At 46.0% G+C, this 23,147-nt stretch carries 17 protein-coding genes; 16 read left to right on the top strand and 1 reads right to left on the bottom strand.

The window, feature by feature from the left end; genetic code table 11:
- Positions 1 to 6 precede the first annotated feature (6 nt).
- From AVL57_RS15215 to AVL57_RS15205, 3 genes are read left to right on the top strand one after another with little or no spacing between them, the layout of a single operon-like run.
- Positions 7 to 1,665 (top strand): TolC family protein, encoded by a 1,659-nt coding sequence (locus AVL57_RS15215; RefSeq protein WP_057789924.1) that lies wholly within the window; start codon positions 7 to 9, stop codon positions 1,663 to 1,665.
- Positions 1,662 to 3,113 carry an efflux RND transporter periplasmic adaptor subunit gene (locus tag AVL57_RS15210; RefSeq protein ID WP_057789926.1) on the top strand — a complete coding sequence of 484 codons (1,452 nt, stop codon included), beginning with the start codon at positions 1,662 to 1,664 and terminating at the stop codon, positions 3,111 to 3,113. Before AVL57_RS15215 ends, AVL57_RS15210 begins: the two co-directional genes overlap by 4 nt.
- Positions 3,106 to 6,258: an efflux RND transporter permease subunit gene (locus tag AVL57_RS15205; RefSeq protein ID WP_057789928.1), complete on the top strand. Its 3,153-nt coding sequence runs from the start codon at positions 3,106 to 3,108 to the stop codon at positions 6,256 to 6,258. The genes AVL57_RS15210 and AVL57_RS15205 overlap by 8 nt, the downstream gene beginning before the upstream one ends.
- 174 nt (positions 6,259 to 6,432) lie before the next feature.
- Here the strand turns inward: AVL57_RS15205 and AVL57_RS15200 are convergent, their stop codons facing one another.
- Entirely contained in the window at positions 6,433 to 7,647 is a 1,215-nt protein-coding gene (locus AVL57_RS15200; protein WP_057789931.1) for a dipeptidase, read from the bottom strand.
- Positions 7,648 to 8,030: 383 nt separating this feature from the next.
- On the opposite strand from AVL57_RS15200, the gene AVL57_RS15195 reads away from it, so the two are divergent.
- From AVL57_RS15195 to AVL57_RS15135, 13 genes are all read left to right on the top strand, one after another.
- Positions 8,031 to 8,798 carry a SapC family protein gene (locus AVL57_RS15195; protein WP_057789933.1) on the top strand — a complete coding sequence of 256 codons (768 nt, stop codon included), beginning with the start codon at positions 8,031 to 8,033 and terminating at the stop codon, positions 8,796 to 8,798.
- A 357-nt stretch (positions 8,799 to 9,155) separates the two neighbouring features.
- Positions 9,156 to 9,614, top strand: a complete 459-nt coding sequence (mraZ, locus tag AVL57_RS15190; protein WP_057789935.1) for a division/cell wall cluster transcriptional repressor MraZ — start codon at positions 9,156 to 9,158, stop codon at positions 9,612 to 9,614.
- Complete coding sequence (gene rsmH / locus AVL57_RS15185) at positions 9,611 to 10,552, top strand: 16S rRNA (cytosine(1402)-N(4))-methyltransferase RsmH (protein ID WP_057789937.1); 942 nt, start codon at positions 9,611 to 9,613, stop codon at positions 10,550 to 10,552. Before mraZ ends, rsmH begins: the two co-directional genes overlap by 4 nt.
- Entirely contained in the window at positions 10,549 to 10,884 is a 336-nt protein-coding gene (ftsL, locus tag AVL57_RS15180; RefSeq protein WP_013782930.1) for a cell division protein FtsL, read from the top strand. The genes rsmH and ftsL overlap by 4 nt, the downstream gene beginning before the upstream one ends.
- Positions 10,881 to 12,656, top strand: coding sequence for a penicillin-binding transpeptidase domain-containing protein (locus tag AVL57_RS15175; protein ID WP_057789939.1), 1,776 nt, complete (start codon positions 10,881 to 10,883; stop codon positions 12,654 to 12,656). Before ftsL ends, AVL57_RS15175 begins: the two co-directional genes overlap by 4 nt.
- Positions 12,646 to 14,238, top strand: a complete 1,593-nt coding sequence (locus tag AVL57_RS15170; protein ID WP_057789942.1) for a Mur ligase family protein — start codon at positions 12,646 to 12,648, stop codon at positions 14,236 to 14,238. Before AVL57_RS15175 ends, AVL57_RS15170 begins: the two co-directional genes overlap by 11 nt.
- Positions 14,235 to 15,665: a UDP-N-acetylmuramoyl-tripeptide--D-alanyl-D-alanine ligase gene (locus AVL57_RS15165; protein ID WP_057789944.1), complete on the top strand. Its 1,431-nt coding sequence runs from the start codon at positions 14,235 to 14,237 to the stop codon at positions 15,663 to 15,665. The genes AVL57_RS15170 and AVL57_RS15165 overlap by 4 nt, the downstream gene beginning before the upstream one ends.
- Positions 15,659 to 16,741: a phospho-N-acetylmuramoyl-pentapeptide-transferase gene (mraY, locus tag AVL57_RS15160; protein ID WP_057789946.1), complete on the top strand. Its 1,083-nt coding sequence runs from the start codon at positions 15,659 to 15,661 to the stop codon at positions 16,739 to 16,741. The genes AVL57_RS15165 and mraY overlap by 7 nt, the downstream gene beginning before the upstream one ends.
- The gene (gene murD, locus AVL57_RS15155) at positions 16,741 to 18,129 is read left to right on the top strand and encodes a UDP-N-acetylmuramoyl-L-alanine--D-glutamate ligase (protein ID WP_057789948.1); all 1,389 of its coding nucleotides are present in this window, start codon (positions 16,741 to 16,743) and stop codon (positions 18,127 to 18,129) included. Before mraY ends, murD begins: the two co-directional genes overlap by 1 nt.
- Positions 18,126 to 19,652 (top strand): cell division protein FtsW, encoded by a 1,527-nt coding sequence (ftsW, locus tag AVL57_RS15150; protein WP_231751130.1) that lies wholly within the window; start codon positions 18,126 to 18,128, stop codon positions 19,650 to 19,652. Before murD ends, ftsW begins: the two co-directional genes overlap by 4 nt.
- A complete protein-coding gene (gene murG, locus AVL57_RS15145) occupies positions 19,645 to 20,733 on the top strand; it encodes an undecaprenyldiphospho-muramoylpentapeptide beta-N-acetylglucosaminyltransferase (RefSeq protein ID WP_057789950.1) in 1,089 nt (362 codons plus the stop codon). The genes ftsW and murG overlap by 8 nt, the downstream gene beginning before the upstream one ends.
- Complete coding sequence (gene murC / locus AVL57_RS15140; RefSeq protein ID WP_057789952.1) at positions 20,733 to 22,181, top strand: UDP-N-acetylmuramate--L-alanine ligase; 1,449 nt, start codon at positions 20,733 to 20,735, stop codon at positions 22,179 to 22,181. The genes murG and murC overlap by 1 nt, the downstream gene beginning before the upstream one ends.
- Complete coding sequence (locus tag AVL57_RS15135; RefSeq protein ID WP_057789954.1) at positions 22,178 to 23,146, top strand: D-alanine--D-alanine ligase; 969 nt, start codon at positions 22,178 to 22,180, stop codon at positions 23,144 to 23,146. The genes murC and AVL57_RS15135 overlap by 4 nt, the downstream gene beginning before the upstream one ends.
- Position 23,147 lies beyond the last annotated feature (1 nt).

Below are 23,147 nucleotides of genomic sequence, written 5' to 3'. Positions count from 1 at the left end.
TTTCGCATGTTTAATTTTAATCTGGGTATGATTTTTACTTGCCTAATCCAAGGTCGCGCTCGAACTGGTTACCTTCCGCGCGCTTGGCTAGGAATACTGATATTTTTGGTGGGAGCGCCTTCCTTCGCTACTACCCTTAGCCTTCAAGAGGCACAACAGCTCGCGCTCAACCAAGACGTTTATTTTCAAGGCAGCAAACTTGAAGAGGCTGCGTATCACCACGACAGTGATGCGGCTGATAGCTGGGATAACCCTACTATCACCACTACACTGCAAAGCGTGCCAACAGATGGGTTTTCATTTAATCAAGAGCCCATGACTCAGTTGAAACTGGGTATTCGACAAGCTATGCCAAGAGGAGATTCTGCCAGCCTTTCCCGAGCCATCGCTATTGAACAAGCCCAAAAAGAACCGGTGAAAAGAGCGGCTAGGCGAGCGTGGTTGTTGCGAGAAGTGTCGATGGATTGGTTGGCGTGGTATCAAGCGGAACAAACCGTAACCTTATTGCGTGAAGAGATGCAGTCGACAGTGCAACTGCTCGAAATGGTTGAATCGTCATACCGAAGTGGTGTGGGTGGCACGCAGCAACAAGATATCATTCAAATACGCCTTGAGCGCTTACGCCTAGAAGATACACTTTTGCAGCAACAGCAAACCGCATCGGTGGCGTTGGCGAAGTTGTCGAGGTGGTTCGATTTCTCTAATGAAGTTAGTTTTTCTGTGCCCGAAACGCTCAATCATCACGACATATATCCTTTTAATACATCCTTCGCTAGGCAGGTTAAAGAAAGTGACTTACTAAATATTATTGACGCTCACCCTTCTGTGCAATTGCTTGCCAAAGACGAGTTAGTCGCCACACAGAAATTGAGTCTTGCGAAAGAGCAAACCAAACCTATGTGGGCTTTCGAAGCCGCCTACGGATATCGGCAAGATGCCCAGAATGGCATGAGCCAAGCTGACTTTATTAGTGTGGGTGTCCAAGTTGATTTACCTTTGTTTAGCAGTAAGCGGCAAGATGCCAATGTATCGGCATCAGCGGCAAGGTTAGGGGTGACATCCACACAGCGACGACTAGAAGTGAGACGATTAGCAGCCCTTGCCGAAGCAAGTGAAGCACAGCTTGTCAGCTTAATTGCTAGGCAGCAGTTATTTGATACCGCATTGCTTGCACAGTCAGAGAGTTTAGCCGAATCCGTGCTTAATGCTTACATGGCCGATAAGGGCACATTTGATGGCGTAATGCGTGCACGTATATCGCACATTTCAGCAAAGTTAGATGCGCTAGCACTTCATGTTGACATAGCAAAAAATTTAGCCGAACTCGCTTATCTGTATTATCCGCTAGTAAAAGAAAAACCTAAAGACACCCATTTAGATTCAAATATGGACACCCACACATTAGGCCGCCTAATAAACGCGCCACAAATTAAAGACACCCATACCTTAAACAGGCAAACGCACCCCTTATTCAGCTATCAATTCGGTTATGGACACCCACTTCAAACCTCTAATTTAAACAGTGAACAACTAATCACTTACGTGGACAGTCATACAAATTCAAACATGGACACCCACCAATCAGCTGCAACTCCAGTTGCTGGTTCAAACATAGATTCAAAAAGAGACACCCACACAACCGCAGCTATAGGAGCGCAACAATGAAGACGTTATTTATTCTTATAGTCGGGTTACTTGGTGGTGCAGCAGCTGTGTTTGTTTGGAATACACATATACATGGCAATTCCGGTGTTGAAGCGTTGGCTACCAACGGTGATAATAAATCAAATAATAAAACGCCCCTTTATTGGGTTGCGCCAATGGATGATGCTTATCGCCGAGACAAACCGGGTAAGTCTCCTATGGGTATGGATTTAGTACCAGTATTTGCAGCATCGGGTAGCAGCGAAAAACGTGATGATGGAGAGGTGAGAATTTCGCCTCAGGTACAGCAAAATATGGGCGTTAAATTTACCACGGTAAAACGAGGAAAGCTGGATTTGACCTTCAACGCTGTGGGAAATGTTACCTACAACGAAGACTACTTAGTGCATATTCACCCCAGAGTAGAGGGTTGGATTGATAAGCTATTTATTAAGACGGAAGGTGAAGCTGTTAGCCAAGGGCAAAAATTATATACGCTTTATTCGCCCGCGCTGGTGACTGCCCAAGAAGAGTTTGTGATTGCGCTAAAGCGAGGAGATACACGTTTAACCGCAGGTGCTAAACAACGCCTTAAAGCACTGCATTTATCTGCTGGGTTTATCGCACAACTCGAAAAAACTCGCGAAGTTTCGCAAACCATTACCTTCTTTGCCCCCCAAGATGGCGTGGTCGAGCATTTAGGCGTACGCGAAGGCTTCTATGTTCAACCTGGCACCACAGTGCTTAGTATTGCTCGCTTAGACAGTGTATGGGTTGAAGCCCGTGTATTTGAGCAAGATGTTCCTAAAGTAACGCTTGGCCAGCAGGCATCGATTACGTTCGACTATTTACCAAGTAAGACATTCACAGGAAAAGTCGATTTTATCTACCCAGCATTAGATGTTGAAACCCGCACGCTTAAGGTGCGAGTTACTTTAAAGAACGACAGCGGTGACATTAAGCCCAATATGTTTGCCAATGTGATTTTTACCAAGCAAACCGAACAGCCTGTGTTGTATGCGCCTTATCAAAGCGTTATTCAAATTCAGTCGCAGGGTCAAAATCAAGATCTCGCCCCAGCTCAAACCCAAAACCGAATCGTTATGAACGTCGAAGAAAGCTTTAAATCTATTGGTGTCAGCGTTGGGCGAAAAGCAGGGGAGTTCATTGAAATAACTCAAGGCTTAAACGAAGGTGACAAAGTAGTAGTGTCGGCGCAGTTCTTGATTGATTCAGAGTCGTCTAAAGCATCAGATTTCAAACGTATGCAGTCGCCTCTTGACCAAGAAACGCACAACCGTGAAATGAATCGCCCGGAAATGCATCAAGAGACCAAGCACCACCAAGGCATGCCACACGATGGCATGTCACACGATGGCATGTCTCACGAGTCTAGTCAGCCTAGTGCGGAGCACCAAAAGACGAAGAACAATGCGGCCAAGCACCACGAGGGCATGCACCATGATTGAAGCCATAATACGCTGGTCGGTGGCCAATCGCATATTGGTGTTGCTGGTAACGGTGTTTATATCCATTGGTGGGGTAATAGCGGTAAAACATACCCCCATTGATGCCATCCCTGATTTATCTGATGTGCAGGTGATTGTAAAAACCAGCTATGCAGGGCAATCGCCTCAGGTAGTGGAAGATCAAGTGACCTATCCGCTCACCACGGCCTTAATGTCGGTGCCGGGTGCAAAAACAGTTCGAGGATTTTCGTTTTTTGGAGACTCTTATGTGTACGTTATTTTTGATGACAGCACAGATATGTATTGGGCACGCAGCAGAGTGCTGGAATACCTAAGCCAAATAACGCTGCCCGATGGGGTGGTACCCAAGCTAGGCCCTGATGCTACTGGGGTAGGCTGGGTATACATGTATGCACTAGTCGATAAGTTAAATAACCACGATGCTGGCGAGCTTAGGGCTCTGCAAGACTGGTTCTTGAAATATGAACTGCAAAGCGTGCAAGGGGTGTCGGAAGTCGCCTCTGTAGGCGGCATGGTTAAACAATATTTACTGCAACTTCATCCGCAAAAGTTGCAAGCGTATAGCGTGCCTTTGCGTCATATTGAAACGGCACTCGCCCGAGGCAACAATGCAGCTGGTGCGTCAGTGATAGAAATGGCTGAAGCCGAGTATATGGTGACATCTTCCGCATATCTTTCGGGCACCGAAGATATTGCTAGTATTCCTTTGGGCATCGCTCACAACGGCGTGGCGGTCACGATAGGTGATATTGCGAATGTTATCGAGGCACCCCTTATGCGCAGAGGGATCGCTGAGCTAAACGGAAACGGCGAAGTGGTAGGTGGCATAGTAGTCATGCGCTATGGCGAAAATGCTAAGGCGACCATCGAAAATGTAAAAGCGCGTCTTGAAACGTTAAAAGCCAGTTTACCTGATGGCGTAAGCATAGTACCTGTGTACGATCGCTCCACGCTTATTGATAATGCCGTTGATACCTTATGGAGCAAGCTTGTCGAAGAGCTTTTCGTGGTAGGTGCAGTGTGCTTAGTGTTTCTTTTTCATGTGCGCTCATCGCTGGTTGCCATAATCACTTTACCTATTGGCATTTTAATGGCCTTTATTGTGATGAAATTCCAAGGGCTCAACGCGAACATCATGTCTTTAGGCGGTATCGCTATTGCCATTGGTGCTATGGTGGATGGCGCTATTGTGTTGGTTGAAAACCTGCACAAGCATATTGAGCAAGCAACAGTGAAAGGAGAGCCAGTAAAGGGTGAAGCCCGTTGGGCACTGGTAGTGAAGTCGGCCACCGAAGTTGGCCCCGCATTGTTCTTTTCATTGTTGATTATAACCGTGTCTTTTATTCCTGTTTTTACTTTAGAAGCACAAGAAGGGCGTATGTTTGCCCCACTTGCCTTCACGAAAACCTATGCCATGGCAGCCGCAGCGGCGTTAGCCATTACTTTGGTACCAGTGTTAGCCGGCTATTTCGTTACAGGAAACCTAAAAGCGGAGCATAGGAATCCGTTAAACAAGGCTATTTCAACAGGGTATGTGAAAGCGCTAACGGCTGCGCTGAAACATCCTCGAAAAATACTGTTCGCGGCCCTGATTGCTTTAGCGTCTGTGGTATGGCCCATGCAACATATCGGGAGCGAGTTCATGCCATCTTTAGATGAAGGTGATTTGCTCTATATGCCTACCACTTACCCAGGTATTTCGGTGGGGAAGGCGAGAGAGTTACTTCAACAAACCGATAAGCTGATTGCCACAATACCTGAGGTGAAAAGCGTATTTGGTAAAGTAGGTAGGGCAGATACAGCTACCGATCCTGCACCTTTAACCATGATAGAAACCTTCGTGCAATTAAAGCCAAAATCGCAATGGCGTGCCGGCATGACGACATCAAAACTAAAGGAATTATTAAACAGCCAAGTACAATTCCCAGGAGTATCCAATGCTTGGGTGATGCCAATCAAAACCCGTATCGATATGCTTGCTACCGGCATTAAAACTCCGGTGGGTATTAAAATAGCGGGGCCAGAATTGGCTGGCATTCAGCAGGTGGGAAAACAAATAGAAACTGCGCTAGAAGACTTCGAAAATACGGCATCGGTATTTGCCGAGAAAGTTGCAAGTGGACGCTATATCACTATTGATATTAGTCGCGACAGGGCTGCACGATATGGGCTCAATATTACTGATATTCAAGAGGTTATCAACACTGCAATAGGTGGACGCACACTGGGTGAAACGGTAGAGGGAAGACAGCGGTTTCCTATTAGTATGCGTTACCCGCAGCAGTATAGAGACTCTCCAGAGGCACTTAGGCAACTCCCTATCATATTAGCAAGCGGCGTTAATATTGCGTTGGGCGAGGTAGCCACTATTGCCATTGAGGGTGGGCCTGCGGCAATAAAAAGTGAAAATGCCCGATTGAACGGTTGGGTATTTATCGATATTGAAAGCGGTGACTTAGGCAGTTACGTAAAAAGTGCAAAACAGCATATTGCCAAAACAGTCCCCTTACCCCCAGGCTATTCCCTAACGTGGGCAGGGCAGTTTGAGTACTTAGAAAGGGCTGAAGAAAGGCTTAGTGTTGTGGTGCCCTTAACGTTAGTCGTTATTGTGGTACTGCTGTATTTAAGCTTCAGGCGAATTGCCGACGTAGCCCTTATTATGGTCACCTTACCGTTAGCATTGATAGGCAGCTACTGGCTGTTGTATGCATTGGAGTTTAACTTCTCGGTGGCTGTTGCCGTGGGGTTTATTGCCTTAGCAGGTGTCGCGGTAGAAATAGGCGTTATTATGCTGGTGTACCTGCATCAAGGGGTTAAAATTTTTGATGAGGAAGCGTGCTCTACTCTGAATGCTAAAGTATCTGAAAAGCAAATAAAACAAGCGCTTAAGCAGGCGATTACCGAGAGTGCTACTCGGCGTGTAAGGCCAGTAATGATGACGGCGTTGTCTATTATTATCGGCTTATTGCCCGTGCTGTATGCAACAGGAACCGGTGCTGAAGTTATGCGGCGTATTGCAGCCCCTATGGTGGGCGGTATGGTAAGTGCGCTGATACTCACCCTGTTTGTGCTACCTACTCTGTTTTACCTAATTCAGGTGAGGCAGTTAAAACGACGTTCGTGAGGGAAAGCTGAACATAGGCACAGCGACTTTAAGAACCCAAAAGAAAAACCAAAAAAGCAGTTAGATCAAGCTAACTGCTTTTTGTATTTTTGCACTGCTTAATTTAATTGTGTACTTCCATTAGTTAAAAATGAAAGCTAAGGCACTATTAGTGCTTAGTACCTAATTTAGTGCTTAGTGCTTGCTGGCGTAATCTTCCACTTGGGTCCATACACGCAACAAATTACCGCTCAAAATCTTTTCAATATCTGCACGGCTGTATTTTCTGTCGAGTAACCCTTGAACTAAATTAGGGAAGCTAGCCACATCTTTTAGGCCGATAGGCAGCGAATCACCTACGCCGTCATAATCAGAACCAATCCCCACATGCTCAATACCAACCAATTCTACTACATGGTCAATATGATCAAGTACTTCATCAAGTGTTGAATATGGGTAAGGCACTTCTTTGCGGTAGTTAGCTTCGAAGTCTTCCAGTTTGGGGCTATCTTCACCTTCAGCGGCTATCAATGCTTTGCGGGCTTGTGTTAGCCCGGTGCGCCATTTACCTGCGTCTTTTGTCACAAAGCTTGAGCCAAAATTAATCATAATAACGCCGCCATTGTCGCCCAATGCTTTTACCATCTCGTCATTCATGTTGCGCTCGAAACCCGGTGTAAAGCGGCGAAGCGACGAGTGAGAAGCAATAACGGGCACCTTTGTGAGCTCGATAACCTGGTAAAAGGCATCATCTGAAACGTGAGAAATATCAAGCATGATGCCGATGTTATTCATCTCAGTAACCAGTGTTTTACCAAACGGGCTTAACCCGTTCCACTGACGGCGCAAATCGTAAGACGAATCTGAAATATGGTTCGACTGACTGTGCGCAAGTGTAATGTAGCGAATACCACGTTCGTGAAATGCTTCAAGATTAGCTAAATCGCCTTGAAGAGGAGAGCCATTTTCCATCCCCATAGGTAAGGAAATAATGCCTTTCTCGAACTGTGCTTTTACGTCTGACGGGCTTTTTGCAATAGCAAATTTATCAGGTGCTCGCGCCACAATGGCTTCCACAGAGTCGATAAGCAGATGAGCAAGCTGGGTAGATTCCGGTGAATTATCTAAACTCGCAGGTACATAAATAGACATGAAAGGGGCGTTTAAGCCGCCTTTTACAGCGCGAGGGTAATCAAAGTCTCCACCTTCTGTGGCTTCGGTTACATCTACCCATGCGTTTTTAACGCGATAAGGCACATCAATGTGGCCATCAACAATAATTGTTTCGTGGGCTATTTTTACCGCTTTTTCACCTGCAGTGTAAGTGGGGGCATCATCAGCAATGGCTGATGCGCAAAGTAGAGTGGAAATTGCGAGTGCACAAGATTTTAGCGGGAAGAAGCCCTTCATTCTGTTTTTTCCTTATCGTTGTTGTAAGACAAAAGACTAAAAGAAAACCTTGATACCTACAATGCCCCAAACGCCTTAATCTTTTATTTATTCTAATTTCCATTCATTTCGGGCTTTTTCATTCCCCAAGCCGCTAAAAACAGTAAAATTGTGCGTTTTTAGAGCGGTTACTACCATTCACTTTAATTTTACATTGCAATAAAAATTTAAAACTTGTTATTGTGTGGACGCGTGACTTCATAACGCGAATGCGGGATACTCCCGAGCGCGTCGCCGAATAGGATGAGAGTGAGTTCATCCGCGCGGCCTACATAATTTTTCGTGGCACCCCTCACTTCTCAGTTATTTTACAGGGGCCACAGTAAACAAGTATGAGAAAGAAAATGGCTATTAATTTTGTACCGCTAGATAAAGAAAAACACAAAGACTTAAAAGTCGCGGTTAGCAATACCTTTAAGTTTGCGAAAGATACGCACCTTGCTGCAGCCACTATCCGTGAGTTTGCTCAATTAGCTGCTACTATGCCGCTAGTATTTATTGAAGATGCTAATGCTAAACGCCACCATGTTGTTGCAATGCTTGGTATGGAACAGAACAAAAACCTGTTTCTTACTGGCGACAAATGGCAGGGCCCTCACGTTCCAATGAATATTCTTCGTTACCCTTTCGATGTTCGCCCTGATGGCGATAAGTTAGGTGTATACATAGATGAAAACAGCGATTTAATCGGTGAAGAGGGCGAAGCCCTATTTACTGACGCTGGTGAGCCAACGGAATTCTTGCAAAACCGTCAGCAGTTCTTAGCTGACCTTGCTAACAGCGAAATGATGACTCAGCGTTTTGTTCAACAAGTTGTTGACCTAGACCTGCTAGATCCAATTCAAATTCGTCTTACTTATCAAAGCGGCCAGCAACGTAACGTTACTGGTATGCTAAGCATCAATGAAAAGAAAGTACTTGAGTTGCCAGAAGAGAAAGTAACTGAGCTTCACAAGTCTGGTTTCTTAGGCGCCATGTACGCTGTAATGATGTCAGCAGGTCAATTGAACCGTTTGGTTGAGCTTTCAAACGGTACAGACAACCCAATTCGCAGCATGCAATTGTCAGTTGTTAAGCCTGAAGAAGCACAAGCTGAAGCGCCAAGCGCATAGGCTTTATCATCCACCAGGATGATGTAAACCGCTAAGCTAGACAAAAAACCGATACTGGGAAACGAGTATCGGTTTTTCGTATTTAAAGTCTGTACTTTTTTCTAACCCCTATTTATTTTGCCCCTCTTTTCTTAGGGGTTATCAACTACTTCGCCAAAACACTGTATGTAACCACAGTTTAAAGCCAGTAAATACGTGGCCTTCACTATGCTTTTTAGCTTGACAGTGGGGATCATTGATACCTAAACTGTCAATCAGTGGGTAAATGTGGCGAATAGTGGATCGAACCATCATTGTTTTGCAGATCAGTACTCAAAAAACAAGAAAACCAAGAGCAAAATATAGAAGGCTAGGGGAATGTTCCGCGGCGCTAACGCAATCAATCTGGATACAAAAGGCAGACTAGCGATACCAACAAAGTATCGGCAGTCGTTGCTGGATGATTGTAATGGACAGCTGGTCTGTACGGTCGATACACAGCAAAGTTGTTTGCTGCTTTACCCACTTCCCGAATGGGAAGAAATTGAGCTTAAACTTATTAAGTTCTCAAGCATGATTCCGGCGGAAAGACGCATGCAGCGTTTATTACTGGGTCATGCTACAGAAGGTGAAATGGACAAAAGCGGACGAATTCTGCTTCCTACTCCTCTACGCCTTCATGCTCACCTATCAAAAGAAGTCATGTTAGTTGGTCAGTTGAATAAGTTTGAAATTTGGGATGCCGAAGTATGGGCTGAACAAGTTGAGCTTGATATGGATACCGAACGCAAAGGCGAATTTGAACTCACCGAACGTTTACAGGACTTTTCCTTATGAGCCAATCTAACGAATTCAAACATGTTTCCGTGTTACTCGACGAGTGCATAGAAGCCCTGGCTATCAAACCTAACGGTATTTATATTGATGCCACATTCGGCCGTGGAGGCCATTCTGCGCATATTCTTGATGCGTTGGGTAGTGATGGTAGCCTAATCGCGTTTGATCGCGACCCACAGGCCATAGAAGCGGCCAAGCGTTTTGCTGATGATAGCCGTTTCCGTATTATTCATTCTCCTTTTGGCGACATGGCCGAAGAAATTGAAGCCCTTGGTTTAACCGGAAAGATTGACGGTGTATTGATGGATTTGGGGGTTTCGTCCCCTCAACTTGATGATGCCGAACGTGGATTTAGTTTCCTTCGTGATGGCCCGCTAGATATGCGTATGGATACTTCACGCGGTGAAAGTGCTGCCGATTGGCTAGCCCACGCGGAAGAACAAGACATTACCCAAGTGATTAAAGAGTTTGGCGAAGAGAAGTTTGGCAAACGAATTGCGCACGCCATTGTAAATACCCGTGAAACCACGCCGATTACTCGTACCGCCCAGTTAGCCGCACTTATTGACGAAGCCGTGCCAGTAAAAGACAAATTCAAGCACCCTGCAACTCGTGCATTTCAAGGTATTCGAATTTACATTAACGCTGAGCTAGAGCAGCTGCGAATTGGCCTAAAAGCAGCTACTCAAGTATTAGCCAAAGAAGGGCGTTTGGCGGTTATTTCTTTTCATTCTCTAGAAGACCGATTAGTAAAACGCTTTATAAAAGATCAAAGCAAAGGCAAATCAGTACCGCATAATTTGCCTATCACCCAAGCGGAAATAGACGCCGACAAAGTATTAAAAGCCTTAAGTCGGGCCATCAAACCCTCTGAATTGGAGATTGCGAACAACGTTCGCTCACGCAGTTCCGTGTTAAGGGTGGCCGAAAAGCTATGACGTTAGGTAAGCCTGACAGGGCAAATACAAACTTCAGTTTACTGCTGATTATTGTGTCAGATTTAACCCGCAACAAGTTGCGGGTTTTGTTGTATTTAGCGGTTCTGCTTAGTGGCATGGCGGTTATTCTTGGAAGCCACCAAAATCGCCAGCAAGTAATTGCCCTTGAAGACCTGATGCAACAGAAAGACGAGCTTGATGTTGAATGGCGCAATTTAGTGCTAGAACAACGTGCGCTTACCGAACATAACCGAATTGAAACCTTGGTTGAAAAGCAACTTGATATGTACCGTCCAACAGCCGATGACGAAGTGGTGGTGAGACTTAAATGACCACGCAAACCGTTAAACGTAGCCGCAAAGCGAGCGGAGCAAAACAGAACGTCACACCAAGCTTGGTGCATTGGCGCTTTGTGGTTGTGCTTATCGTGGTTATCTCGGTTTTCGCAGCACTGGCTGCCCGCGCGGCGTTTATTCAAGTTATTGAGCCTGACGAGCTTATTCAACAAGGCGACAGCCGTACTTTGCGTACGCGTAACATGCCAACCTATCGCGGGTTAGTGACAGATAGAAATGGTGTTGAATTAGCCGTCAGCGTACCGGTTCGTGCCATTTACGCCGACCCTAAAATTATTCATGAGAATGATGGCCTTGCTGAGCCTCGTCGCTGGCAAGCACTGGCCGATGTGTTAGGGCAGTCGGTAGATAGCTTACAAGAAAAAGTGAGCAATCCTAAACGTCGCTTTGTGTATTTGCAGCGCCAAGTATCCCCGGCTATGGCTGAGTACGTAGATAAACTTGATATTCCAGGTATTTACTTACGCCGCGAAAGCCGTCGTTATTACCCCACCGGTGAAGTGTCGGCTCAATTAATCGGTGTTACCGATGTTGATGATACCGGTGTTGAAGGCTTAGAGCGCATGTACGATGAGTGGCTAACTGGAACGCCTGGCTCACGTAAAATTCGACGAGATGCCAAAGGCCGTCAGGTAGAAATTTTAGAAACCACTACTGGTGAAGATGCGGGCAATCTGCAACTAACTATCGACCAACGTATTCAGGCGTTAGCGTACAAAGAAATTAAAGAAGCCATGATTTATTATCAGTCTAGTTCTGCTTCTGCAGTTGTGATTGATGTAAAAACAGGTGATGTACTGGCCATGGTAAATGCGCCATCGTTTAACCCTAACGATCGCAGCAATATTTCACCACACCGCATGCGTAACCGGGTTATCACCGACGCATTTGAGCCCGGTTCTGCATTAAAGCCGTTAGCCGTATTAACCGCCATGGAATTTGGTGAAGTAGAAGCCGAAGATGTGGTGGATACCAACCCTGGTTGGATGCGCTTAGGCGGCAGCTTAGTTAAAGATTCGCGCAATTATGGCGAGCTTACCCTTGAAGAAATAATTCAGCATTCAAGCAATATGGGTACCTCGAAATTAGCGCTTTCTGTGCCTAAACAGTTTCTACTCGATACGTATTACAACATTGGTTTGATGTCAGATACGGGCCTAAATATGGCTGGTGAAAGCAGTGGTATTTTCTACGACCGCAGCCGCTGGTCTGAATTCGAACTGGCAACATTGTCATTTGGGTATGGTATTTCCGTGACTACCGCACAACTTGGCAGGTTGTATGCCACTTTAGCTAATGGCGGCATCAAGCAGCCATTGAATATTATTAAGTCGCCGCAGCAAACGGGATGGCAAGGTCAGCCAGAACGGGTAATAAGCGAAGAAAATGCTAAAGCGATAGTACAAATGATGGAAAGCGTAACCCAGCGTGGCGGCACAGCGAAAAAAGCAGCCGTACCAGGTTACCGCGTAGCAGGAAAAACCGGTACGAGTCGTAAAGCAGTGGCGGGCGGTTATGGCGAAGAATATGTGAATATTTTCGCGGGTATTGCCCCTGTTTCTGACCCCAGACTTGTGACTATTGTGCTTATTAATGAGCCTGGCGGCGATTTGTATCATGCCGGTGACACGGCAGCACCCGTGTTTTCGTCAATTATGGGCGGCGCACTACATATGCTGAACGTAACCCCTGATGATAAGCATGTAACCTCAGGCGCATGGCTAAAAGGGGGCAACCATGGTAGTTAATTCCTTTATTCAAAGTGCCCGTGCGCTGCTGGCGAAATTTGGTATCGATGCACCCGATATTCGTATCGAAGGGTTAACCTTAGATAGCCGCGAAGTGAATACTAAAATCGCATTTATTGCGGTTAAAGGTCACGAACGTGATGGAAGAGATTTCATACCTCAAGCCATTAGTTTAGGGGCACGTGTAATTCTGGCGCAAACTGACGACAGTCAGGCCCATGGTCAGTTGGAAATGCGCGACCATTCGGTGATTATTTCGTTATATCAATTACCTAGCATGTTATCGGCATTAGCGGCTGCGTTTTATGACTATCCTGCTTTGAAAATGATGACAGTGGCAGTAACGGGAACTAACGGGAAAACCTCTACAGTTCAATTGCTTACCCAGTTAAAAGATGCCTTGGGTACGCGCAGCGCCAGTGTGGGAACCCTAGGTAGTAGCGTATATGAAGGTGAAAATACTCAATGGGTAACAACCGCTGCGGCTAACACCACCCCCGATGCTATTCGTCTGCAGTACGTGTTGGCAGACTTTGTGCAATGCGAAGTGCGACATACGGCGTTTGAGGCCAGTTCTCATGCATTAGTGCAAGGCCGGTTAAGCCAAGTGAAAACAGATATCGCGGTATTCACTAATTTAACCCGTGACCATCTAGATTATCACGGCACCATGGAAGAGTACGCGAAGGCAAAACGGTTGTTATTAAATCAACCTGGCCTTGAAGCTGTAGTGTTGAATGTAAACGATAGCGAAAGCCAAAATTGGGCTAACTATTTAGATACAAATGCAGCTAAGCATAAAGGGTTAGAGAGACGCGAAGATAAAAAGCCGAGCGTTATTCGAGTATGGGCAGGGTTTGAACCTACTGAAGACATTATAGCCACGCACAAACAACCACAAGATCGCCATTGTTTCGCCACAAATGTTTCATACCATTCCTCAGGAATTCGATTCGACCTTGTTTCTTCATGGGGTACAGCGCCTATTGAATTAGCATTGTTTGGCTCGTTTAACGTGAGCAATGCGTTAAGCGCTATTTCATGCTTATTGGCGCAAGGCGAACGCTTTGAAAATGTAGTGCGGGTACTGAATGGCTTACAACCTGTACCGGGAAGAATGGAAGTGTTTCCCGTTGAAGGCAGTGCCAGCATGGTTGTTGATTATGCGCACACACCCGACGCGTTAGAGCAAGTGCTGAAAAGCGCTAAAACACATACCGCGGGTAAAGTGTGGTGCGTGTTTGGATGTGGTGGTGATCGCGACAAAGGCAAACGCCCCTTAATGGGAGCGGCGGCTGAGCAGTATGCAGATGTCATTGTCATTACAACTGATAACAGTCGCAGTGAGTCGCCTGAAAGCATTGCTAGTGATATTAAGTCGGGTTTGCAACGTGCTAACGACGCAGTAGAAGAAGCAGATAGAGAAAAAGCTATTCGCTATTGCTTAGAAAATGCAGATAAAAACGACATTATTGTGGTGGCCGGTAAAGGTCATGAAGATTACCAAATTATTGGTACCCAACAGACAGACTATAACGAACGTACAGTTGTGGCTCGACTACAGCAGGAGTACAAAAAATGATAACTACAACACTGTCGTGGATAGCCAGCCAAATAGACGGCAAACTTGACGGACAAGATTGTGAAGTTAATGCAGTAAGTACAGACACGCGAACCTTAGATTCGGGCTCTGTGTACCTTGCATTAAAAGGCGAGAACTTTGACGGTCACGCCTTTGCAGCAAGCGCTGAAAAAGCAGGCGCAAGTGCAATTATCGCCAGCGAACCTGTGAATGTCTCCATTCCTGTGGTGTATGTTGAAGACACTAAACTGGCTTTAGGTCTTTTAGGCGCTGCCGTAAAACGCGAAGTGGCACCTAAAACCATCGCTATTACAGGGAGTAGCGGTAAAACTACCGTGAAAGAAATGTGTGCGGCCATACTTGAACGCCGTGGTTCAGTACTCGCCACAAACGGCAATTTCAATAATGATATTGGGGTTCCGCTTACTTTACTTCGCCTAGAGCAACACCACGAATATGCGGTGATGGAATTAGGTGCAAATCACCTAGGTGAAATTGCTTACACCACTAATCTGGTTAAGCCAGACGTTGCCACTATTGTAAATGCCGCTGCTTCTCATCTTGAAGGGTTCGGAAGTTTGTTAGGTGTAGCGCGTGCAAAAAGCGAAATATTTAAAGGCTTAGGCGATAGCGGCACTGCCATTGTTAATCTAGACAGCCAATTTGCCGATTTTTGGCAAGGTAAGCTTAAGCAAAAGCGGGTGTTAACTTTCTCGCCAATGCAAAAGAACGAAGCCGACTTTACGGCAGAAGACATCATTGTAGGCCTTGATGGTTGCGCTGCATTTCAGTTGTGTAGCAACGAAGGTGAAGCTGCTATTCAATTAACTATTCCAGGTATCCACAATGTGGGAAATGCGCTAGTAGCTGCGGCCCTTACCATGCAATTAGGTGCCACCCTTGAGAATGTACGTGACGGTTTGCTTGCGATGAAGCAAGTGAAAGGGCGTTTGAATGTTAAGACATTAGGCAGCCAAGTACGTTTGCTTGATGACACCTACAACGCCAACGTTGCCTCTGTGAATGCGGCTATAGATACACTAAGTACCTTCTCGGGCATTAATGTTTTGATATTGGGCGACATGAAAGAGCTGGGCGAAAAAGCGCGCTTTTATCATGAGCAAGTAGGTAATTACGCATTAAGTAAAGGCATTGATTACCTGTATTCGTTTGGTGTGCTAAGCCAGGCTGCAAGTGCCGTGTTTGATGATGTTACAGGAAAAAATGTGGTTGGAAAAAACAGCGGCCATTTCACCGACATCGACAGTTTAATGCAAGCGCTAGAGCAGGACTTACAAGTAGAACAACAAGATATTTCAATTTTAGTAAAAGGCTCACGCAGTTCTCGTATGGAACGCGTGGTAGAGGCGATTGAGGCCTCTTCGCTGGGAAAGTTTGAACGCCGTCGGGAGCGTATTGCATGTTAATTTGGCTAGCTGACTGGCTGACACAATTTGATACTGGGTTTAACGTATTTTCATACCTTACCCTAAGAGCGATTTTAAGTACGTTAACGGCGTTGCTCATTGCTATTTTAATTGGCCCTAAAATGATTCGTTATCTGCAAACTATGCAGATAGGACAAACCGTTCGTGATGATGGCCCGCAAAGTCACTTATCTAAATCGGGTACACCTACTATGGGTGGCTTACTGATTTTAGCGGCTATCGTAGTCAGTGTTTTACTGTGGGCAGATTTAAGTAACCGCTACGTATTAGTGACCTTAGCCGTGGTGGTGTCTTACGGCATTATTGGCTTTGTTGATGACTACCGTAAAGTTATTCGCAAAGACTCAAAAGGCTTGATTGCTCGCTGGAAGTATTTCTGGCAGTCGGTGGTGGCTATTGGGGTGGCTTTTTTCTTATATAGCAGTGCCACGTTAAGTGCTGAAACCTCGTTGCTTATCCCCTTCTTCAAAGAAGTGTTTCCGCAACTAGGCGCCTTTTTTATCATTATTACTTACTTTGCCATTGTGGGCACAAGTAACGCAGTAAACCTAACTGATGGCCTAGATGGTTTAGCCATCGTGCCCACTATTTTAGTGGCAGGCGCTTTCGCTATTTTTGCTTATGTGACCGGTAATGCAAATTTCGCCGATTATTTGAATATTCCGCATATTCCACTTACCAGTGAGTTGGTTATTGTGTGTACGGCCATTGTTGGTGCTGGGCTAGGATTTTTATGGTTCAACACCTATCCCGCTCAAGTGTTTATGGGTGATGTAGGTTCATTGGCGTTAGGTGGAACATTAGGCGTGCTCGCCGTGCTAGTTCGCCAAGAAATTGTACTAATTATTATGGGCGGCGTGTTTGTAGTAGAAACGCTATCGGTCATTTTGCAGGTGGGTTCATTTAAATTGCGTGGACAACGCATTTTTAGAATGGCACCTATCCATCACCATTACGAATTAAAGGGTTGGCCAGAACCACGAGTTATAGTGCGCTTCTGGATTATTTCTATCATTTTAGTCCTTGTTGGGCTGGCAACATTGAAGCTTAGGTAATGACATATAACGTACGTGCACATTCTTATGTGGTAGGCGGCCTTGGATTAACAGGTCAGGCGTGCGTGCGTTTTCTAAAGCAACAAGGGGCGAAGGTAAAAGCTTTCGATACCCGTGATACTTTCAATGTGTCAGCACCATTAAATATCTGCGTCACCACTGGGTCATTGCCTCGTGACTTCTTCGCAGGCGTTGATACTTTGGTGCTTAGTCCGGGTCTATCTCTTGATATTGAACAAGTAATACATGCCAAAGCCTGTGGTGTTGAAGTGATTGGTGATGTGGAATTATTTGCACGTCTTAACAGTACGCCAACGATAGGCATTACGGGGTCGAACGGAAAGACCACGGTTACGCTACTTACTACCCATATGCTAAGAGCCTGTGGATACGAGGTGTGTGAAGCAGGTAATGTTGGCCGTCCTGTGCTTGAAACCCTTCCGGAATCTGTGAGTCAGCGAGAAACACAGCCTTTGGATGTCATTGTTTTAGAGCTATCGAGTTTTCAGCTTGAGACGACTTCTAGCTTGAAGTTAAACGCTGCCTCTATTTTAAATATTAGTGATGATCATTTAGATAGACACGGCGATATGCAGCACTACACAGCTGCCAAGCAGCGTATTTTTAGTCATTGTGATACCGCAGTCGTTTGGCGAGGCGACTACCAAGTAAAACCAATTTCGGCTTGTGAAAACACCATAACCTATGGCCTTGATGCTAGCGATACCGGTTTTGGTTTAAGGGAAGGCAATATTACCTTTGACGGTGAAGCGTTGCTCAATAGCGCTGATATCCGCTTGGCGGGTATGCATAATATTCTGAATGTAATGGCATCGCTGGCGTTATGTCAGGCGTTTGGTGCACCGCTTAACAAAGCTGCACTTGCAGTGACCAGCTTCACTTCAGCGCCGCACCGCTGCGTAGAAATTGCCAACATTAATGGCGTGAAATGGATAGATGATTCAAAGGCCACTAATGTGGGTGCCACCATCGCCGCTATTGAAGGGCTTGCACCTATCACCAAAGGAAAGATTATTCTCATTGCTGGTGGTGATAGCAAAGGAGCAGACTTAAGTGCATTGAAACCAGCGCTGGTTGAAAGTGTGAGTGAAGTGATAGCTCTTGGAAAAGATGCAGAAAAATTCAGTACGATTTTTGATAACACTACGTTAGTTAGTTCAATGGAAATGGCAGTGTCGGCAGCTAACTTACGTGCTGTTAGCGGTGATATTGTCTTACTGTCTCCGGCTTGTGCAAGTATCGACATGTTTAAAAACTATATGCACCGCGCACAAGTATTCACTGACGCAGTAGCACATATTACCGCAAGTGTGAAATTTACTCGTGATGCAGGCGCAACGAAAGAAGCAGGGGGATTGCCATCATGACGATTGCAAATGCTTCCCACGCAAATAGCGCGCAAAAAACACAAAGTACGTCGTCAACAGACACTAAATTAAGTGCATTGTTTGCCGCCCGTCACGATGAAAAAAATCTCCAAAGCCCCTACGATATCGGCTTAATCATTGTTGCGTTAGCGCTAATGACCATTGGTATTATTATTGTGACATCAGCGTCGATGCCGGTTGCTGAACGAATTCACGATAACCCTTTTTACTTTGCTATTCGCCATGGCATTTACATTGTGGGGGCGATTATTGCTGCCATGGTGGTATTAGAACTTCCTATGCAGTTTTGGCGTACGGCAAACCCTTATTTATTATTGGCGGCCATTGGGCTGTTGGTGGCAGTTCTGCTTATTGGGCGTACCGTGAACGGTAGTACTCGTTGGTTGGCGCTAGGCCCCATCACCATACAAGCTGCAGAGCCTGCAAAACTCTTTTTCTTTACTTATTTGGCGGGCTACTTGGTCCGCCGTTATGAAGAAGTAACCGAAAACTTAAAAGGTTTCATCAAGCCTTTAGTGGTGTTCTTCGCCTTAGCCATGTTGCTATTGCTACAACCCGACTTAGGTACTGTGGTTGTGATGTTTGCCACTACCATTGGGCTGCTATTTTTAGCCGGCGCTCGCTTGTGGCAGTTCTTTGCGTTGGTATTCGCCGGCGTGCTGGCGGTTGTTGCCCTTATCGTATTTGAAGAATACCGCATGAAGCGGGTGACTTCTTTTCTTGATCCATGGGCCGACCCATTTGGTGCGGGTTATCAGTTAACCCAATCCTTAATGGCTTATGGGCGAGGCAATTGGTTTGGCCAAGGTTTGGGCAACAGCCTACAAAAGTTAGAGTTCTTACCCGAAGCGCACACAGACTTTGTCATGGCTATTCTTGCCGAAGAACTTGGCTTTGTGGGTGTACTTGCCGTACTCGGCTTAATTTTATGGATGGTGGTGCGTGCCCTACAAATAGGGAACAAAGCGTTATTGAAATCACGTCCGTTTGAAGGGTATTTAGCTTACAGCGTAGGTATTTGGTTTAGTTTTCAAACCGCTGTAAATATTGGTGCTAGTGCAGGTATTCTGCCCACCAAAGGATTAACGCTGCCATTAGTGAGTTACGGCGGATCATCGCTTATCGTTATGTCTGTTGCGGTGGCTTTATTGTTGCGTATCGATTTTGAATTGCGCGTAGACGGTGTTCAAGCTTTAGGGCGTGGCGACAATAAGAAAACCAGTAAAGCGAAGGCAAAGTCTTCCGCTAAGTCAGCGGCTACGCCGCCAGTGAAAACAAAGCACACCAATGCTGAACCTTTTGCTGACGCCGATGCTGATTATAACCAAGCTGCTGATGCGAAAGTGCTTGATGTAAAAGGGGCTGATCAAGAAGCGTCAGCAGCGACATCAAAAGGCGCTGGGGCAAAAAAATCATCTAATAGCATTTCTCCTGAAGACGAAGGAAAAGCGGGCATCAAAGCTATTTTAGCCCGAGTATCTAAGGAGGCCACGAGTGAGTAAGCGTTGCTTAATTATGGCGGGTGGCACTGGGGGGCATGTTTTCCCTGGATTAGCTGTGGCGCACGCGCTGCAATCCGCTGGCTGGGAAATAGAATGGTTGGGTACTGCCGAGCGAATGGAAGCCGACGTTGTACCTAAACATGGTATTCCCATTCACTTTATCCCCGTGAAAGGTATTCGTGGTAAAGGGCTTAAAGCAAAACTGTCGGGCGGTATAGCACTGATCAAAAGTTTATTTTCGGCTCGCCGTATCATTAAACGGGTGCAACCAGATTTAGTGCTTGGTTTTGGTGGTTATGCCAGCGGACCTGGCGGTATTGCGGCAAAATCCCTAGGCATTCCCGTGGTTATACACGAGCAAAATGCGGCCGCAGGCATGACGAATAAGCTATTAGCCAAAGTCGCTACGCGGGTGCTACTTGGTTTTGAAGATGCTAAACCACAATTTGCTAACGTTGCGTCTAAAGTGTACACCGTGGGCAACCCTGTGAGGGACGAAATTTGGCAGGTTAACCCGAAAGAACAAGTTACAGATGAGTCAACAAACGGCAAACTTAATCTATTGGTTGTTGGAGGAAGTTTGGGGGCCAAAGTACTTAATGATACTGTGCCCGACACTTGTGCGGCGCTAGACGGTTTATCTATTCGTCATCAATGCGGAAAAGGCAATAAAGCTTCGGTAGAAGCGCTTTATGCAGGTTCGGCCAATCCCGTTGACGTCAGCGACTTTATTGATGATATGGCAGCAGCCTATGAGTGGGCGGATTTTGTAATTTGCAGAGCAGGCGCACTTACCGTTGCAGAAGTGGCGGCAGCCGGCAGGGCAGCATTGTTTGTACCTTTGCCTCACGCGGTAGACGATCATCAGACCAAAAATGCGCAGTCGTTAGTGAAACATGGCGCAGCCATTATGGTTGCGCAATCAGCATTAGAAGACAATTTAAGGCAGGCAGTTCGGCACTGGGTAACACACCCTAGCGATTGCCTAAAAATGGGTGCAGTAGCAAGGCAACATGCCAGTACTCACGCCACAGAACAAGTAGTAAGCCATTGCATGGCAGTAGTAGGAGTAGGGGAATAATGGTTTTTAAGACCCCATTTGAGAGCCCGCAAATGCGCAGGGTGAAGAAAATATTTTTTATCGGCATTGGCGGTGCGGGTATGGGCGGTATTGCAGAAGTACTGCTTAATGAAGGTTACGACATTGCTGGCTCTGATATAAATTCAGGGCCTATGACTCAGCGCCTAAGTGATTTGGGTGTAGATGTAAAAATTGGTCATAAAGCACAAAACGTTGATGGTATGGACGTGATTGTGGTTTCTAGCGCTATTAACGAAGCTAATCCAGAGATTATTACCGCCAGAGAACAACGTATTCCAATTATACGTCGTGCGGAAATGTTAGCGGAATTAATGCGTTTTCGCCATGGAATTGCTGTGGCCGGAACTCATGGTAAAACCACAACAACCAGTTTGATCTCGACCATTTTTGCTCAAGCGCAGTACGATCCAACATTTGTGATTGGCGGCTTGTTAAATAGTGCAGGTACTAACGCACGCTTGGGAAGAAGCCGTTATTTGATAGCTGAAGCCGATGAAAGCGATGCATCGTTCTTGCACTTGCAGCCAATGGTGTCGGTAGTCACGAATATTGAAGCTGACCATATGGATACTTATGGTGGTGACTTCTCGAAAGTAAAAGACACCTTTGTTGAGTTTTTAAGTAATTTGCCATTTTACGGGCAGGCAATCGTGTGTGGCGACGACGCCAACATACAAGAGATTAGCCCTCGTATTGGCCGCAGCATCATTACTTATGGTTTTGAAGCGCACAACGATGTGCGTGCCCAGGATATTACTTTATCGTTTGGACAAGCTAATTTCACTGTTATACGTCCAGAGCGCGAGCCGTTGAAGGTAACACTAAACCTTACCGGTAATCACAATGTGCTAAATGCATTGGCAGCCATTGCGGTAGCGACTGACGAAGGCATTGATGATGACGCCATTGTGGCTGCATTGGCAAGCTTTGGTGGTATTGGCCGTCGGTTTGAAGTACTTGGCGATTTTGATACCAGTGTGGGTAACGTTACTTTGGTTGACGACTACGGTCATCATCCTACAGAAGTGAAAGCCACGATAGCGGCTGCAAGGGCTAATTGGCCCGAGAATCGCTTAGTCATGGTGTATCAACCACACAGGTTCACCCGTACTCGTGATTTATACGAAGACTTTGTTAACGTGCTTTCTACGGTAGACGTGTTGCTATTGTTAGACGTTTATCCGGCCAGTGAACAACCTATTGAGGGCGCTGACAGTAAATCTTTGTGTCGTTCTATCCGTCAACGTGGCCAAATTGAGCCCGTCTACGTGGGCGGCAAAGAAGCGCTTCCCGCCATTCTTGCCAATATTTTGGTAGAGGGCGATATCGTGATGACGCAAGGTGCTGGGAACATTGGTCAAATTGCTAAGTTGCTAGCTAGCCGTGAGATGGAGCCAAAAGCGCTGCATCAGGAGAGCGATGCATGAGCCTTTTTAGCAACGTAACAAAATATGATGCTGCCGCCTTTGGAAAAGTTGCGGTCATGTTTGGCGGCGATTCTGCTGAACGTGAAGTGTCGCTAAACTCAGGCAACGCAGTGCTTGCAGCACTTTTACGACAAAATGTGAATGCCATTGCTTTTGATCCAGCTAAGCGCCCACTGACTGATTTGATCAGCGAAAAAGTCGACCGAGTGCTTATCATGTTACACGGCCGAGGTGGTGAAGATGGCTCAATGCAAGGGGCACTTCAACTGCTTAAAATTCCCTATACGGGAACGCCGGTTTTAGGTTCTGCATTGGCGATGGACAAGATTCACACCAAGCAAGTATGGCAAAGCCTTGGCTTACCTACTGCTAAATATGAAATTGCTGATAAAAGGCGCTTTGAAGCTGGTAAGTGCAGCGCTATAATGGAAAAGTTGGGGAATGAAGTCATGGTAAAACCGGCCCGAGAAGGGTCGAGTATTGGCATGGCAAGAGTGACAAGCGCTGAACAACTCGAAAATGCCATACAGGACGCCTTTAACTATGACAATCAGGTTCTGTTAGAGCAATACATAAATGGCCCTGAATTTACGGTTTCAGTAATTCAGGGGCAGGCATTGCCGTCTATCCGCATGTCTACTCCTCATACGTTTTATGATTATGCTGCAAAGTACCAAGACGATACCACCGAATACTTTTGTCCAAGTGGTTTGTCTGACGAGCAAGAAGCACATCTTGCTCAGCTATCGACGCAGGCATTCGATTCTATTTCTGGCTCTGGCTGGGGTCGCATTGACGTGATGCAGGATAGTGACGGGCACTTTTATTTGCTTGAAGCGAATACGGTGCCGGGAATGACGGAAAAAAGCTTGGTGCCTAAAGCGGCCAAAGTGGCAGGGTTAAGTTTTGACGAACTGGTGTTGGCAATATTGGCCACCAGTTTTGACCCTGACAGCAGAGCATAAA

Origin of the sequence: Alteromonas stellipolaris, assembly GCF_001562115.1 — a bacterium.
In the GTDB taxonomy this organism is placed as follows: Bacteria; Pseudomonadota; Gammaproteobacteria; order Enterobacterales; family Alteromonadaceae; genus Alteromonas; species Alteromonas stellipolaris.
Note: the sequence above shows the minus strand (reverse complement) of the source record. Positions and strands in the feature narration are given on the sequence as shown.

What these genes read in the sequence shown, in the direction of transcription:
- AVL57_RS15175 (WP_057789939.1), top strand. Translation starts at nt 10,881, where the DNA reads ATGACCACGCAAACCGTTAAACGTAGCCGCAAAGCGAGCGGAGCAAAA.
- AVL57_RS15210 (WP_057789926.1), top strand. Translation starts at nt 1,662, where the DNA reads ATGAAGACGTTATTTATTCTTATAGTCGGGTTACTTGGTGGTGCAGCA.
- AVL57_RS15200 (WP_057789931.1), bottom strand. Translation starts at nt 7,647, where the DNA reads ATGAAGGGCTTCTTCCCGCTAAAATCTTGTGCACTCGCAATTTCCACT.
- rsmH (WP_057789937.1), top strand. Translation starts at nt 9,611, where the DNA reads ATGAGCCAATCTAACGAATTCAAACATGTTTCCGTGTTACTCGACGAG.
- ftsL (WP_013782930.1), top strand. Translation starts at nt 10,549, where the DNA reads ATGACGTTAGGTAAGCCTGACAGGGCAAATACAAACTTCAGTTTACTG.
- AVL57_RS15215 (WP_057789924.1), top strand. Translation starts at nt 7, where the DNA reads ATGTTTAATTTTAATCTGGGTATGATTTTTACTTGCCTAATCCAAGGT.
- AVL57_RS15170 (WP_057789942.1), top strand. Translation starts at nt 12,646, where the DNA reads ATGGTAGTTAATTCCTTTATTCAAAGTGCCCGTGCGCTGCTGGCGAAA.
- AVL57_RS15135 (WP_057789954.1), top strand. Translation starts at nt 22,178, where the DNA reads ATGAGCCTTTTTAGCAACGTAACAAAATATGATGCTGCCGCCTTTGGA.
- ftsW (WP_231751130.1), top strand. Translation starts at nt 18,126, where the DNA reads ATGACGATTGCAAATGCTTCCCACGCAAATAGCGCGCAAAAAACACAA.
- AVL57_RS15165 (WP_057789944.1), top strand. Translation starts at nt 14,235, where the DNA reads ATGATAACTACAACACTGTCGTGGATAGCCAGCCAAATAGACGGCAAA.
- mraZ (WP_057789935.1), top strand. Translation starts at nt 9,156, where the DNA reads ATGTTCCGCGGCGCTAACGCAATCAATCTGGATACAAAAGGCAGACTA.
- AVL57_RS15195 (WP_057789933.1), top strand. Translation starts at nt 8,031, where the DNA reads ATGGCTATTAATTTTGTACCGCTAGATAAAGAAAAACACAAAGACTTA.
- mraY (WP_057789946.1), top strand. Translation starts at nt 15,659, where the DNA reads ATGTTAATTTGGCTAGCTGACTGGCTGACACAATTTGATACTGGGTTT.
- murC (WP_057789952.1), top strand. Translation starts at nt 20,733, where the DNA reads ATGGTTTTTAAGACCCCATTTGAGAGCCCGCAAATGCGCAGGGTGAAG.
- AVL57_RS15205 (WP_057789928.1), top strand. Translation starts at nt 3,106, where the DNA reads ATGATTGAAGCCATAATACGCTGGTCGGTGGCCAATCGCATATTGGTG.
- murD (WP_057789948.1), top strand. Translation starts at nt 16,741, where the DNA reads ATGACATATAACGTACGTGCACATTCTTATGTGGTAGGCGGCCTTGGA.